This is a genomic window from Kribbella sp. (assembly GCF_035687465.1).
Classification (GTDB): Bacteria; Actinomycetota; Actinomycetes; order Propionibacteriales; family Kribbellaceae; genus Kribbella.
Map to the genome: position 1 here is coordinate 1 of NZ_DASRXP010000208.1, position 14923 is coordinate 14923.

Genomic DNA, 14923 nt, shown 5'->3' on the forward strand with positions numbered 1-14923 from the left:
CCTGCGAGTCGCAGATATCCAGGCCCGCTATGAGGAGTGGAAGGCCAAGGGCGCAGAGTTCGTGACGCCACCGATCGACCGCGGAGCAGAGATCCGCTGCTACCTGCGGGACCCGGACGGATACCTCATTGAGGTCGGCCAGTCCACCGGACTGCTGCACGGCAAGCTCGCCGCAAAGCGCGCGGAGGACCTCCCGGGCTGACTGTCTTCCCCTGATGGTCGCCGGCGGCGTCGATCCGGGTCACCCGCGCCGGGATCTTTACCCGTACGGCGGTGAGCCGGCGGGCCACTGACCCGTTGCCCATCCGACCCCAGCGGCCGTCGCCGCAGGCGAACACGGTGCCGGCCTTGGTGAGGGCGATCGTGAACCCGACGCCTTCGGCCAGCTTGACCGTGTCGGCGGGGAGTGCCACCGCGATCGGCGTCTTCGCACGGGCGACCGTGCCGTCACCGAGTGCCCCCTGGTTGTTGTACCCCCAGACGAATCCCGGCGTCATCCGCCCCCGGTCCGCGGTCAGCGGATCGGCGTGCGCCGCCGGCAGGTGGAGGCTCACCATCGCGGCCGCCGACAGGGCGACGGCGGCAGCGCGCCGGGCAGGCGAGGCGTGGGGCTGCGATGCGTTCGCCGGCACGGGGGCCGGGTGGTGCGTGCTCGCGGTGTACACGACATCTAGCCTCAGACGCCGACCGGCGGCGGTACCTGTCCAGAACGGACAGTTCCGCTCGCCTCGCGCGCCGCGAGCTGTGCCGCCGCGGCGGATCCGGACAGCAGCGAGCCGATGGCGATGCCGATGACAAGGTGGATGACGGCCTCGGCGACGGACGCCGCGGTCAGGCCGGCCAGCAGCGGCAGGAAGACGGCGGCGGCGGTGACCAGCCCGACGATCCAGCCGAAGTATGCCAGCGGCTGCGGGGTCGCGATCATGAGCAGCTGGACCAGGCCGGTGGCGAGTAACGCGGCCAGCGCCGCGCCGACGCACAGCGCCACGGCAGTGGTGTCGCCGAGGGCTCCGGCGCTGCGCGGGGCGTACGCCGCGATGTCGAACATCACCCGGACCACGATGACGCCGACCAGTCCGATGAGGCCGGCCACGAGCGCGGTGGCGAGCCCGCCCGACCACAGCCGGGCGGCATCCACGGTCGGTCGTGCCGTCGGGCTCGAGTCGCCCGCAGAGACGCGAGTGTCCGAGGAGTTGTCGTAGTAGCTGTTCATGTCCCTTTCCTCCGTCGAGCGGCGCACCCGGCGGGTACAGATCTGAGCCGCTCGGTGCGAGCGTGCGCCGGTGTGCTCCAACGGCGGTGGAATCGCGTCGCGCGGTCGTTGAAGCGCTCTTACAGCGCCGTTGGCGCAGCGCCGTACACCGTGAACGGCAACAGCTCGACACCAACGAACGCACTAGGAGCCCTGTCATGCGAAAGATCACCACCACCCTCGCCGTCGCCGCCGGCGCCGTTCTCACCTTGAGTACTGCCGGCATCGCCTTGGCGGCGCCGGCGGCCCCGACCGCAGCCTCGCCGGCGGCCGTCTTCGTTTCCTCTGGGTCGGCAAAGCCGGGCACGACCGTCCACGTCTCGGGCACGTGCGCCCTGCCGGCTTCCGGCGCCATGCCCACCGTCTCGTCGGTGGTCTCGCCCGCCTTCACCGGCCCGGAACGGTTCTCCAAGACCGATCCCGACGCCTTCGACGGCACCGCGACGATCGACCCCGCCACGGGCCCCGGGACCTACACCGTCACGCTCACCTGCAGCAACAGCACGGCAACCACCGCGCTCCGAGTGCTTGGCTCGGATCGTCCGGCCCACGGCTCGGGTCACGCCGCAGCGGTTCCCGTGGCACCGGCCCTGCCGGCCGCCGGCGACAACTCCCCGGTCGTCAACTCCCCGGTCGTTCAGGCACAAGACCATCCTTCCGATGAGCCGTGGCTCGGCATCGGGGTGGGCGTGCTCGCCATCGCCGCGGCCGGCGCCGCCGGCTTCGTCGTCGCGCGCAGCCGCAACCGGACCCGGGTCTGACCGCGTTGACGACGAGGAGCATGACGATGACCACGATCTCTTCCGTCGCCGCGCCGAGCGCGCGCGGCACCCTCGATGCGATCCGTCCGGTCGGCCGGCTGCGCCGGCACGCTTGGCTGCTGGTGCTCGTCACGGGCGCCGCGCTGTTCGCCGCCGTGGAACGCACCATGGTCGGCACCCACAACCCGAACTACGTCCCGACAGCGATCCTGCTGGGCGCCGGAGTGGTTCCCGCGGCGTTTCTGACCTTCGTCAACGGCCGCCGGATGCCGTACACGGTCCCGCTGCGACTGGTCGTCGGCACTGCCTTCTTCGGCGGCGTCCTCGGCACCGTCGTGGCCGGCTGGCTGGAGTACGACACCGTCCGTCACCTCGGCGCGATGCCCATGCTGGGCGTCGGGCTCATCGAGGAGGCCAGCAAGCTGATCGCGCCGCTGGCACTCCTGCCGTTGGTGCGCAACCGCACCCGGGCCGACGGCCTGCTGCTCGGGGTCGCCTGCGGAGCCGGCTTCGCCGCGCTCGAGACCATGGGGTACGCCTTCGTCACCCTGGTCGGCACCGGCGGCAAGGTGAGCGCGGCGGTCGACGTCCTCGTACTGCGAGGGGCGCTGAGCCCCGCGTGCCACATGGCCTGGACCGGCATCGCGGCCGCGGCGCTGTACGCGGCAGCCGCGTCGGGATGGAAGGCCCGAAAGATCGTGCAGTTCGTGCTGGCCTTCACGGCCGCCGTCGTGCTGCATGCGCTGTGGGACGGCATCGGCTGGTCGCCCGTCCACGCGGTACTCGCGATCTCCAGCCTCTGCCTGCTGTGGTTCACCGCCCACCGGGCTGTCCGCATCCCATCGAACGGAGAACAAGCATGACTGGCATCGAATTCATCGCCATCCTCGCCCTCGTCGGCTACGCGCTCTATCGGCAGACACGAGTCAACGAGGTCACCGGCCGCGGCCGGTTCAAGCTCGCGGTGATCTACACCGCGGCCGGCGTTCTGACTGGCGTGCACATCGCACACAACCCGACGGCGTACGGCCTGCTCGCCATCGGCCTGGCCGCCAGTCTCGCCGTCGGTGTGCTGCGCGGTCACCACACGCGGATGTGGCAGACCGACGAGCGCGTCTTCACCCAGGGGACGCCCGCGACCGTCGGCCTGTTCCTCGGTCTGGTGGCGTTCAAGTTCGCGCTCGGCACGTTCGCCTATCTGACCCATACCCCTTACGAGAGCGGCATCGGCAGCGTCCTGGTCATGGTCGGCGTCATGCTTGCCGTCCAGACAGAGGTGATCTCGCGCCGCGCTCGGGCACTGCGTACCGCCAGGGAGACCTCGGCCGAACCGCGGGCGGCGATCTGACCCCGGTGCCAGGGCGGCGGCGGCTTCACCGTCGCACCTGGCTCGCACCCTGCCGCCACCGTTACTGTCGGTGGATGAAGTTGCACGACCTCGGTCACCTGTCGATCGAGATCGACGGCCGGATGCTGAAGCCGAGCGGCCGTCGACCGACGACGCTCCTTGCGCTGCTCGCGGTCCACGCCAACCGCCGGGTGCCGGTCGACACGATGATCGGGGCGCTGTGGGGCGAGCAGGTCACCGACGGTCGGGGATCGACGCTCGAGTCGCACGTCTGGCGACTGCGGCGGGTTCTGGAGCCGGGTCGCGGGCGAGGCACGGCGCCGGCCGTGCTCGTGAACGACGCCGGCGGGTACCGGCTGCTGGTCGATCCCGCCGACATCGACTCGGCGGTTTTCGAGCGGCTGGCCGACGAAGGCCGCGAGGCGCTCGCCACCGATCGTCCGGACCGGGCGCTGCAGCGCTTCGACGCCGCACTCGAATTGTGGCGGGGCTCGCCCTTCACCCCGTGCGGCGACCAGCCGTGGGCGGAGGCGTACGTCGCCAGGCTCGAGGAGTTGCACGCTCAGGTCCGGGAACGGCGCGTGGACGCGTTGCTGGCGATCGGGCGCACCGAGCAGGCTCTCGTCGACCTGCAACAGCTGATCCACGACGCGCCCTTCCGCGAGCACCTGCACGGTCAGCGGATGCTCGCTCTGGCCAGGCGCGGCCGGACCGAGGAGGCGTTGGACGCGTACCGGGTCGCGCGCGAAACCTTGATCAGCGAGCTGGGCATCGAGCCCGGTGCCGAGCTGCGTGAGCTGCAGCAGCGGATCCTGGACGGCGACCCGACGCTGCTGCCCGCGACAACGGCCATCCCGGCGGAGCCGGCCAAGGTGGTGCCGGCCGCGCCCCGCACCGAACAGCGGCTCCCTCGACGCATGACGCCGATGATCGGCCGCGCCACCGACGTGCACCGGCTCAGCGACCTGATCGACGACAGCCACCTGGTGGCTGTCGTCGGCGCCGCCGGATGCGGCAAGACCCGGCTCGCGATCGAGCTGGCTCACCTCCTCGGGTCGCGCTTTCCCGACGGCGTCTGGTTCGTCGACCTCGGACAGGTCGATGACCCCACCCTGGTGGTCGACCTGACCCTCGCCACGCTGGGCGTCGCCGTACCGGCCGCCGGGACACCGCTGCGGGCGCTGGCGTCACAGATGCGCGGCCGGCAGGCGCTGGTCGTCCTCGACAACTGTGAACATGTGCTGCAGGGCGTCCGCGAACTGGTCGAGACCCTGGTCGGTGACGAGGCCGACTGCACCGTGGTCGCGACCAGCCGGGAACCGCTCGCGCTCCCCGGCGAGTTGATCTACACCCTCGCTCCGCTCCGGCTGCCCGACTTGAATCGTCCGGATGACGAATCGCCCGCGGTGGCGATGTTCCGCAGCCGGTTCCGGCTGGCAGAGCCGACCGTCGCGCTGACCGCGGAGGACCTGCGGAGGGTTGCCGAGATCTGCGTCGGGGTCGACGGCCTTCCGCTCGCGATCGAACTCGCCGCCGCTCGCGGGCGCAGCTACTCGATCGCGGAGATCGCCGAGCAGGTGACGCTCGACCCGAGCCGGCTGGGCCGGGACGGTTCGTCCACCCGTGGCACCTTGGGTGACGAGATAGCCCGCAGCTACGGGCAGATGACCGTGCCGGAGCAGGCGTTGCACCGCGCCTTGGCGGTACTCCCGGGACCGTTCACAGCTGTGGCCGCCGCCGCGGTCGCCGATGACTCGGTGGGCGGACGGACCGTCGACCTCATCCCGATGCTCGTCAATCGGTCCCTCCTCACGTCGACGCGGTCGAACCGCGCGGGCTGGGCGTCGACCTTCCGCCAGTTGGAGACCGTACGCGCGCACGCCCGTCACCTGCTGACCGATACCGGCGAACGGGAGGCGCTGCTCGATCGCAGGGAGGGCTGGGTGCGTTCGGTGCTCGGCACCGACTTCCGCCTGCGCCGCGGCGAGATCATGCGGTACCGCACGCTCGACGCCAACTACGCGGCCGTCCGTACGACGCTCGAACGCGAGTTCGCGGACGACGGCGAACCGAGAGCCCCCCTGCTGGCCGCGCAGCTGACCATGTTCTGGTACACCCGCGAGCGGATCGTCGAAGCGCGCCGCTGGCTTGACCTCGCGGTGCGGCGTGCCCGGGACGCGTCAGCCGCCGATCGGGCCGCGGCGCACGCAGGGCTGGCCGCGACGTTGAGTTTCCAGGGACGCACGGACCTGGCTCGTCCGCACACCGACGCGGTAGTGGCTCTGCTCGACCAGGTCCCGGTCGCCCGGCGCGCGTTCGTCGGTGATCTGCTGGCTGTGGTCGCGGCTGCGGCTATGACGACAGAGGACTTCGACTACATGCGGACCGTCTTCGCCACCGCCACCGCCGTGGCCGCGGACGTCGCCGACGCCGACCTCGACGTACTGTGCGCGGCGGTACGCGGCCTCGTCGATATCAGCAACGGCGTCGACCCTCAGGAGTGCGCCGCCGCAGCCGACGCGGCGCACCGCCGGGCCAGCGATGAGCGCCACATCTTCGCCGCCTTCCTGAGCGCGTCCGCCGGGGCCTACGCCGAACTTGCCCTGGGCCGCCCCGAGCGCGGTCTCGAGTGGTCCGACCGTGCCCTCGACCTGAGCCTCACCTACGGCAGTCTGCGCGGGGCAGGGGTGGTGGAAACCCGCGCCAATCTGCTGGCCAGTGCAGGCCGGCCGACCGAGGCGGCGACCATGTACGGCGCGGCGTCGGCTCAGGCCGTTCGCCTGGGTGGACGGTGGCCACGACGAGCACTGACCGCTCACCTGCTGCACGAGGTACAGGCCACACTCACCCCGGCGGACTTCGAGAGGGCCTACCTCGCCGGCGAGCGGCTGACCCTGACCGACCTCGGCGCCGTCGTAACACCCGAGTGACGCTCAAGCAGATCAACCAGGACCCGGCGGCGGTCAGCCGGTGTCAGGTGGTCTTCTTGAGGCCGATCTGGGTCAGGTCGAGGAGACCACCGGTGTTCGGGTCGGCGACGGCGTTGTCGATGTTGGAGCCGACGACGTACACGTTGAGGTCCTGAATAGTCGGCACCAGCGGCGCCGTCCTCATGATCTCGGTGTACAGGTTCGACAGGCTGTCCTCCAGCTTCTGTTTGTCGGCTTCCCTGGCGAGCGCGGCCATCTGGTCCCAAGCCGCGCTGCTGCGACCGTAGTTGTTCGGCGCCGCCTTGTTCGGGGCAGTCGTGTCCCGGCCCAACACCGGCGGCACGATGGTGGCCAGGGTCGGCCAGTCGTAGCACCAGCCGGCAGTGATCAGATCAGTAGCCGACGAGTCCTGCAACTGCGTCGAGAAGTAGTTGTCGCCGGGGATCGTGCGGAGCTCGACATTGACCCCGATCGACTTCCACGACGCCTGCGCGGCCTCGGCGGCCTTCACGGCCAGGCTCGTGCTGGCGGTGCCGAGCACGAGCTTCTCACCCTCGTAGCCGGCCTCGGCCAGCAACTGCTTGGCCTTGGGCTGGTCGCCCTCCGGCGGAGTTCTGAAGTGCTCCTCCGGCTTATAGCCGGGCAGGTCCGGCGGAATGATCGAGTCGACCACCGCGGCCAGCTGCTCGCCACCAAATCCGTCGCGGTAGCTGGTGCGGTCCAGACCGACATACAGCGCCTCGCGCAGCTTCTGGTTCTTCAGCAGCGGCTTCTGCTGGTTGAACGCGATGTAACGCCGGCAGCTGTCCCTGCCCTGGACCACGCGGTCCTTGACGTTCCCCCGGCTGGTCCTGGCGACGTTCGCCGGCTGCACACCGTTGAAGCTCACCGAGCTCTTGTCCGCGTCGCCGTCGCCGAACAGCCGCTGGTCGACCAACGCCTCCGCGTCACCGAACTTGAAGATGAACTTGTCCGGACGCGTGGTGCGCAGCGGGTCGGTGGCCTGGTCCCACTGGCCGTTGCGGACCAACACCAACTGCTTCTTGCGGGTGTAGGACTCGATCTTGTACGGCCCCGTGGCCACCGGGTGGTTGTCGTACCGGGTCTTGGTGTCCTTCGCCCGCGGCACCGGCGAGAAGATCTTCAGGCTCGCCGTACCCTCGAACGTGGCGACCGGCCGGTTCAGCTTGAACACGATCGTCTTGTCGTCCGGCACCTCGATCGCGGTGCAGCCCTTGCCGCCATTGTTCTCGGCCACGTACGGACCTTTGTAGCCCGCGCAGTCCAGGTACTCGTGGCCGTACGGTGCGCCTTCCTGCATGTCGGCGGAGAACGAGCGCTCCACGCCGTACTTCACATCCCCAGCCTTGACCGGAGTGCCGTCCTCGTACCTGATACCGTCCTTCAGCTTGAAGGTCCACATCTTCAGGTCGGGTGATGACTCGTAGCTCTCGGCCAGGTCGTTCTCGCGCACGATCTTCTTCGCCTTGGCGTCGTAGCGGTAGTCGGTCAGCGTCCGGGTGAGCAGCTTGCCGATCATGCCGGAGTCGACGCCGAAGTTTCGCCCTGGGTCGAGGTGCTCCACATCGTTGATGGAATAGACCGTCACCGTGCCGCCCTTCACGCCACCGGCGCCCTGAGACGTGTCACCGGAGCCGGTGCCCGCATCATCATCACACCCGGCGAGCGACGCCCCCAGTGCCATGCCGACGATTGCCATCCCCACTCGCTCAGCGCGCACCCTGCTCATCCCCCATCGGGAAACCCCGCCCCACTACGCCGTGATTGTCCCTCCGCGAGCCGATCGGCGGAAGCCGCAGGGCTCCGGCATTCGGTGCGGTGTGGTGGCCATCAGAGTCCCTTCCGCGAGCCGGTTCTCGGGGTTCGATGGAGGCGGGTAGGCGAACGCCGGGTTACTTGGAGGCCAACAGTCGTGGGCGCTCGGTCCCCTCGTTTGAGGCGCCCGATCGGGTGGCTTACTGTCGGGGGTGACCAGCTGTTCACCCCCCTCCCGGAGCTCTCGTGCCGCTTGTCGTGCGCTTGCGCCCCGCTGGTACGTGGGCCGTCTGCGGAATCGTGGTTGCGCTTGTTCTGTCCGGTTGCTCCGGCCATGACTCGGCCCGCGATGCGCTGACCGTCACCGTGTCGCGGGGTAATTGCGGTACCGGCTGGAAGACCCCGCACAGCGGCCCGCAGACCCTCCAGATCAGCAACGTCGGCACGGTGACCACCGAGGTCGACCTGATCGACCCGGGGACTGGTGGCGTGTACGCCGAGGTCGAGGCGCTCGCCCCGAACACCACCCGGCCCATGCGGCTCACCTTCGGCCAGGCCAGCTACGCGTTCCGGTGCCTGGCCGAGGACACCGACGCGGTGACCGGGCCGGCGGTCAAGGTCACCGACGGCCCTCCGCCATCGGCGCCGGCCGTCCTGCCGATCAGCAATCAGGACCTCACCGGTGCCGTGACCGCGTACCGGGGCTACGTCACCACGGGGCTCGCGACCCTCGCCGGCGACGTCGCCACGCTCGTGCGGACGCTGCGCGGCGGTGACGTGCCGGCGTCCCGCTCCGCGTGGCTGACCGCGCACCTTTCGTACGAGCGGCTGGGCGCGGCGTACGACACGTTCGGCGACTTCGCCGACCAGATCGACGGGATGCCGGACGGACTGCCCGCGGGGGTACGGGATCCCGACTTCGCCGGGTTGCGGCGGATCGAGTACGGCCTGTGGCACGGCCAGTCGCCCGCCTCGCTGGCACCGATCGGCGACCAGCTCGGCACCGCCGTTGCGGGCCTTCGCGAGGACTTCCCGAAGGAGCGGACCGACCCGAACGACCTGCCGCTGCGCGCCCACGAAATCATGGAGAACGCTTTGCAGTTCGAGCTGACCGGCCAGGCCGACCAGGGCAGCGGGACCGGGCTCGCCACGATCGGGGCGAACCTGGACGGTACCCAGGCGGTACTGAACGCGCTCGCACCGCTGATGACGAAGCGGTACTCCGGTTGGCCGCAGGTGGCGACCTGGATCGCCAACACCCGCGACCTGGTGGCCGCGGGGCATCGGCCGGACGGCGCCTGGATCGCGCCCACCGCACTGGATCCGCAGACCCACGAGCGCCTCGACGCAGCCGTCGGTCAGTTGGTCGAGGTGCTGGCGCCGATCGCCGCGATCGGCGACGTCCGGAGGACCTCGTGAGCAACCCCGAAGATGCCGGCAGCCCAACACAGCCCGCCCCCGACCTACCCCGCACCGACCTCTCCCGCACAGACCGGTCCGGCGCGGACCGCCCCGGCGAGGCACCGTCCGGTACGGGCCGGTCCGGCGCGGCACCGTCCGGGGTGGCGTCGTCCGGGGTGGCGTCGTCTGGGGTGGCGTCGTCTGGGACGGGGCGGCGGGCGTTCTTGCGCGGTGCGCTGGGGGCTGGGGTGGCGGGGGTCGCGGTTGGGGCGGGTGGTGGCGCAGGCGTTGCTCTGGCTGGGCGGGCGAACGCGGCGCCGGCGGCTGATCCGGTTGTGCCGTTTCATGGCGTTCATCAGGCCGGGATCACCACGCCTGTACAGCCGCATGCCCTCCACGTCGCGTTCGACGTGCTCGCCACGAACCGCGCGGAGCTCACCGACCTGTTCCGGACGCTGACCGAGCGGGGCCGGTTCCTCACCGCCGGCGGCACCCCGCCCGATCCCGGCATCTCGGCGCCGCCGACCGACTCCGGCGTACTCGGGCCTACCGTTCCCGCGGACCGGCTGACCGTCACCGTCGGTGTCGGCGCCTCGCTGTTCGACGATCGGTACGGGCTGGCTGCCCGCAAGCCGGCCGGGTTGACCCCGATGGTGACCTTCCCTAACGACCACCTCGATCCGGCCGAGAGTCACGGTGACCTGAGCGTGCAACTGTGCGCGGACAACCGGGACACGGTGGTGCACGCGCTGCGCGATCTCGCCCGGCACACCCGGGGCGCGATGCAGGTGCGGTGGCGGTACGAGGGGTTCAACTCGCCGCCCCGGCCAGCCGGTACGCCGCGCAACCTGATGGGCTTCAAAGACGGTACGTCGAACCTGGACGTCAACGACGCGGCCCTGATGGACAAGATGGTGTGGGTCCCGCAGCAGACCGACCAGCGCTGGACGGCAGGCGGCAGCTACCAGGTCGTGCGCAGGATCCGGATGCTGGTCGAGTTCTGGGACCGCGTCTCCATCAACGAGCAGGAGAACATGTTCGGCCGGCGGCGGGACAGCGGCGCCCCGCTCGACGGCAACGCCGAGTACGACGTACCGAACTTCGCCGCCGACCCGATCGGCTCGGCCATCCCGCTGACCAGCCACATCCGCCGAGCCAATCCGCGTACCGCGCAGAGCGAGGACAGCCGGATCCTGCGCCGCCCCTACAACTACGACCGCGGCGTGGACAACGTCGGCAACCTCGACATGGGCCTGGTCTTCGTCTGCTACCAGCAGGATCTCCAGCGCCAGTTCGAGGCCGTCCAGAAGCGGCTCGCTGACGAACCCCTGGGCGACTACATCCAGCCGGTGGGCGGCGGGTACTTCCTCGCCCTGCCCGGCGTCCAGGACGCCGACGATCACCTCGGCCGCGGGTTGCTGGCGTGAAGCCGACGACCCGGTGTGCGTTGCACCAACTGATCCAGTACCGGCCGCCGGCCGGCACTAGCTACCACGGTCTGACCGGCGAACCCGTCCGGTCGCAATACCGAGTCTGATGCGCAAGGAGAAAGTTTGTGGTCCTCAAGCCCCGAACCTGGAGTAGAAGAACACGCACGGCGGTCATCACCGGCGTTTCCGGTGTCAGCACGCTGGCGTTGATCGCAGTGGCTGGGCCGGCCTGGGCCGGCGATGGGTGGTGGCACCATGCTGGCGGCGATCACCATCCTCAGCCGGTGACCGCCAGCACCCCGATCAAGCACCTGGTCGTCATCTTCGACGAGAACATCTCGTTCGACCACTACTTCGGCACCTACCCGAAGGCCGCCAACACCGACGGCACCAAGTTCCACGCCGCGTCCAACACCCCGCGGATCAACGGCCTGACGCCTTCGCTGCTCAAGGACAACCCGAACCAGTTCAACCCGAGCAGGCTGAGCCCGGCCCAGGCGCTGACCTGCGACCAGAACCACGGGTACGGCGCGGAGGAGAAGGCGTACAACGGCGGCAAGGCGGACAAGTTCGTCGAGTACACCGAGACCGACAAGTGCACCGGCCAGCCGATCCTGTTCGGCGAGTCCGGCCTCGTGATGGACTACTACGACGGCAACACGGTGACCGGGCTGTGGAACTACGCCCAGCACTACGCGATGAGCGACAACTCGTACAGCAGCGTGTTCGGCCCGTCCACCCCCGGTGCGCTCAACCTGGTCTCCGGGCAGACCCACGGGGTGTACGCGGTTGATTCGGTGACCGGCAAGAAGGTCACCGACGCGTACACGGTCGCGTCCCCGGACGCCAAGGGCATCGGTACGGTCATCAACGACCCGGACCCGGCCTTCGACGACTGCGCCGACAACAACCACACCTCGAAGAACGCGCTCGGCGTGATGACCGGCAAGAACATCGGCGACCTGCTCACCAAGCAGGGCACCTCTTGGGGCTGGTTCCAGGGCGGCTTCCGCCCGACCAGTACTGCGAACGGGTACTCGGTCTGCGGCACCACGCACCAGAACGTCGGTGGCGCCGCGGTGGTCGACTACAGCCCGCACCACAACCCGTTCGAGTACTACAAGTCGACCAGCAACCCCAAGCACCTCCCGCCGACCTCGGTCGCCAAGATCGGGCAGACCGACCAGGCCAACCACCAGTACGACCTGACCGACTTCGGCGCCGCGGTGAAGGCGGGCAACCTGCCGTCGGTGAGCTTCCTCAAGGCGGGGGAGTACCAGGACGGCCACGCCGGCTACTCCGACCCGATCGACGAGCAGCACTTCCTGGTCAACACGATCAACGAGTTGCAGAAGTCCAAGGACTGGGCGTCCACCGCGGTGGTCGTCGCGTATGACGACTCCGACGGCTGGTACGACCATGTGACGCCGCCGAAGGTCAACGGCTCCACGGACTCTGCCAACGACCAGGCGGCGCTGTGTGGCACCAAGCCGGCCGCCGGCGGGTACGCCGACCGGTGCGGTTACGGTCCGCGCCAGCCGATGCTGGTCATCAGCCCGTTCAGCAAGAGCAACTACGTCGACCACAACCGGACCGACCAGACCTCGATCCTGAAGTTCATCGAGGACAACTGGCGAACCGGCGGCATCGGCGACGCCTCGTACGACACCCGCGCCGGCTCGCTGACCGGCATGTTCGACTTCCGGCACCGCCCGAACACCCGCCCAGTGCTGCTCGACCCCACCACCGGGGCCGTCACCAGGCACTGACCCTTCGCACCACGCACCTCGGGGCCGAACGACACCGTCGTCCGGCCCCGAGGTGTTGTTCAGCCGGTCAGAGCTTGTGGCTGGTTGAGCGCGTCATGGCGGCCAGACCGATCACGGCGAGCAGTCCCAGCGTGGCCGGGATGAGGAACACCTCGGGTAGTCCGACGGTTGCGGCTCCGATGCCTCCGGCCGCTCCACCCAAGGCGGAGGCAAGAGCCGTGGAGCTGAGGAAGATGGCGGAGGCGGTGGCGACGGCCGTCGGGAGAAGGCGTTGGGCGACGATGATCCCGAGGGCAGCGAAAATGCCCCAGACGCCGCCCATCAGGATCTGGCCCGCGAACAGCCCGGCGGCGGTACCCGTCGTTGCGAAGCAGATGTTGGCAGCGACCCCGAACCCCGCGCCGACCACCATCAGCCGCATCACGCCGACCCGGCGTGCCACGAGCACGGCCAGGGGCATCAGCACGATCTCGACCAGCGGCTGAACCCCGATGATCGCGCCACTGAGCCCGGCGGAGAAGTCCAGTTGCTCGTTCATGTAGATCGGCAGATACGCATACTTGATCGGTTCCCCGGCGTAGACGAGCACGTACAGCGCAGTGAAGGCGAGCAACGGCAACATCGCCTGCAAGCCAGGGGCGCGAGGAGCAGCTTCGGGGGTCTGCTCCGTCGACGTTGCGGTGGGCGGTGTCCGGAGAACTCCCAGCGGGACGACTTGGGCAAGGGTGCAGATCGCCGTCGCCACAAGCATCGTCCGCAGCGAGGTGTTGGCCGCCAGGAAAGATCCGGCGACCGGACCGACTACCCAGCCTCCGGTCATCGCCATCCGAACAACGGCGACAACGCCGTCGTTGCTGGGGTTCGGGTGCGTCTTCAGCTCATCGTGGACTGCAGCGAAGAGCTGGGAGGTGGCGGCGCCGGCGAAGCCGAGCACGACTGCGCTGATGAGGTAGGGCATCCACAGCTGGGTAGAGAAGGCGATGCCCGTCCAGCCCGCAAACCCGGCGACAGCGCAGATGCGGAACAGACCCAGCCGCGCGCCGGTGTGGTCGGACCTTGCACCGACCAGGTAACCGATCACAGGTGCGGTCAGGCTTGTGAGATAGAACAGTCCGGCGGCGCTGAGCGAGGCTCCCAGTTCGTTGACCAAGAACGACGCGATCTGGGGTGCGGCTGCCGAGAAGCCGAGGCCGGACAGGAACAGCGCGATGGTGGCGCCGCGGTAGAGCGGCGAGGCAAGCGTGAGCTGCAGCGCCGACGTACGCACCGCAGGCTCGTCCAGCACCGGGTCCGTGGTGTCGCCCTGCCCGGAGAGTGTCATCGTGCCGCCCTCCGCGCGTTCAGTGTCGGGTGCTCTCACGGACGACGAGCTCGACCGGGAACCGCTGTCGGTGGCCGACTGCGGGAATGCCCTCCAACAGCAGGCGGGTGGCAACTGCTGCCATTTCCTCGACGGGCAGGCGCATCGTGGTCAGGGGTGGGTTGGCACAGACGGCGGCGATGCTGTCGTCGAAACCGATGACGCTCACCTGGTCCGGCACACGTCTGCCGCTGGCGGTGATGGCCTGGACGGCTCCGGCGGCCATCAGGTCGCAGGAGACGAACATCGCGTCGATGTCCGGGTGTTGTTCGAGCAGCCGTTGCGCGGCGTGGTAGCCACCGTCTCGATGGAAGTCGCCGCCGGCGCTCATTTCGGTCAGGCCGAGGCGTTCCACCGCACGCAGGTATCCGGTCCGCCGGTCGATGGAGCAAGGGTTGAGAGCCGGCCCGTGAATGGCGGCGATCCGGCGGCAGCCGAGCTCGTGAAGGCGGTGGACCGCGGCGTACGCGCCGCCGATGTTGTCGGCTTGCATCCCGGGCACCGAGGAGGCGGTGGGCACCATCGAGACGACCCGGCGGCAGCGGCGATGGAACCGGGTCGCCAAGGCCGGAGTGACGTCGGCGAGAATGGCGCCGAGGGTGGCGTTCGCGGCGATCTCTTCGATGGCGTCGGCGGCGTTCTCCCGGCCAACGGCGTGCAAGCGCAGTTGTGCGTTGACGCCTTCGAGGACCGGCATCATGCCTGCCAGGACGCGGCTGAAGTACGGATGTGCCCCGAGCCAGCCGACCCCAGGGCCGTAGCTCACCGCGATGACGTCGACGGCGCGCTGGCGTCCGGTGGCCAGTGCTCTGGCGATCTCGTTGGGCTGATAGCCCAGGTCAGCCACGGCCGCGCGGACCCGCTCGCGCAGCGGCCCGGACGCGCCGGGCTCGTTG

12 protein-coding genes are annotated in these 14923 nt (G+C 69.6%); 7 read left to right on the top strand and 5 right to left on the bottom strand.

Going from position 1 to position 14923, the window contains the following annotated elements:
- Window positions 1-125: 125 nt before the first annotated feature.
- Window positions 126-665 carry an RCC1 domain-containing protein gene (locus VFG33_RS10340; RefSeq protein WP_325024899.1) on the bottom strand — a complete coding sequence of 180 codons (540 nt, stop codon included), beginning with the start codon at window positions 663-665 and terminating at the stop codon, window positions 126-128.
- A gap of 11 nt (window positions 666-676) precedes the next feature.
- Window positions 677-1213 carry a DUF6069 family protein gene (locus VFG33_RS10345; RefSeq protein ID WP_325024901.1) on the bottom strand — a complete coding sequence of 179 codons (537 nt, stop codon included), beginning with the start codon at window positions 1211-1213 and terminating at the stop codon, window positions 677-679.
- A gap of 197 nt (window positions 1214-1410) precedes the next feature.
- Between VFG33_RS10345 and VFG33_RS10350 the strand changes: the two genes are divergently transcribed.
- The 4 genes from VFG33_RS10350 (at window position 1411) to VFG33_RS10365 (ending at window position 6291) form a co-directional block, all read left to right on the top strand.
- Window positions 1411-2013 (top strand): hypothetical protein, encoded by a 603-nt coding sequence (locus tag VFG33_RS10350; protein WP_325024903.1) that lies wholly within the window; start codon window positions 1411-1413, stop codon window positions 2011-2013.
- A 26-nt stretch (window positions 2014-2039) separates the two neighbouring features.
- Complete coding sequence (locus VFG33_RS10355; protein ID WP_325024905.1) at window positions 2040-2876, top strand: PrsW family intramembrane metalloprotease; 837 nt, start codon at window positions 2040-2042, stop codon at window positions 2874-2876.
- Window positions 2873-3361: a CcdC protein domain-containing protein gene (locus VFG33_RS10360; protein ID WP_325024907.1), complete on the top strand. Its 489-nt coding sequence runs from the start codon at window positions 2873-2875 to the stop codon at window positions 3359-3361. Before VFG33_RS10355 ends, VFG33_RS10360 begins: the two co-directional genes overlap by 4 nt.
- A 74-nt stretch (window positions 3362-3435) precedes the next feature.
- Window positions 3436-6291, top strand: a complete 2856-nt coding sequence (locus VFG33_RS10365) for an AfsR/SARP family transcriptional regulator (RefSeq protein WP_325024909.1) — start codon at window positions 3436-3438, stop codon at window positions 6289-6291.
- A gap of 43 nt (window positions 6292-6334) precedes the next feature.
- Here the strand turns inward: VFG33_RS10365 and VFG33_RS10370 are convergent, their stop codons facing one another.
- The gene (locus tag VFG33_RS10370) at window positions 6335-8032 is read right to left on the bottom strand and encodes an ABC transporter substrate-binding protein (RefSeq protein WP_325024912.1); all 1698 of its coding nucleotides are present in this window, start codon (window positions 8030-8032) and stop codon (window positions 6335-6337) included.
- 335 nt (window positions 8033-8367) lie between these two features.
- Between VFG33_RS10370 and VFG33_RS10375 the strand changes: the two genes are divergently transcribed.
- From VFG33_RS10375 to VFG33_RS10385, 3 genes are all read left to right on the top strand, one after another.
- A complete protein-coding gene (locus tag VFG33_RS10375) occupies window positions 8368-9486 on the top strand; it encodes an EfeM/EfeO family lipoprotein (protein ID WP_325024913.1) in 1119 nt (372 codons plus the stop codon).
- Entirely contained in the window at window positions 9483-10895 is a 1413-nt protein-coding gene (gene efeB, locus VFG33_RS10380) for an iron uptake transporter deferrochelatase/peroxidase subunit (protein ID WP_325024915.1), read from the top strand. The genes VFG33_RS10375 and efeB overlap by 4 nt, the downstream gene beginning before the upstream one ends.
- 287 nt (window positions 10896-11182) lie before the next feature.
- The gene (locus VFG33_RS10385; protein ID WP_325024917.1) at window positions 11183-12667 is read left to right on the top strand and encodes a phospholipase C; all 1485 of its coding nucleotides are present in this window, start codon (window positions 11183-11185) and stop codon (window positions 12665-12667) included.
- A gap of 67 nt (window positions 12668-12734) precedes the next feature.
- Here the strand turns inward: VFG33_RS10385 and VFG33_RS10390 are convergent, their stop codons facing one another.
- Both VFG33_RS10390 and VFG33_RS10395 read right to left on the bottom strand, forming a co-directional pair.
- Window positions 12735-13988, bottom strand: coding sequence for an MFS transporter (locus tag VFG33_RS10390; RefSeq protein WP_325024919.1), 1254 nt, complete (start codon window positions 13986-13988; stop codon window positions 12735-12737).
- Window positions 13989-14007: 19 nt separating this feature from the next.
- Window positions 14008-14923: LacI family DNA-binding transcriptional regulator (locus VFG33_RS10395; protein ID WP_325024921.1), on the bottom strand; the 916-nt coding region annotated here is incomplete at its 5' end.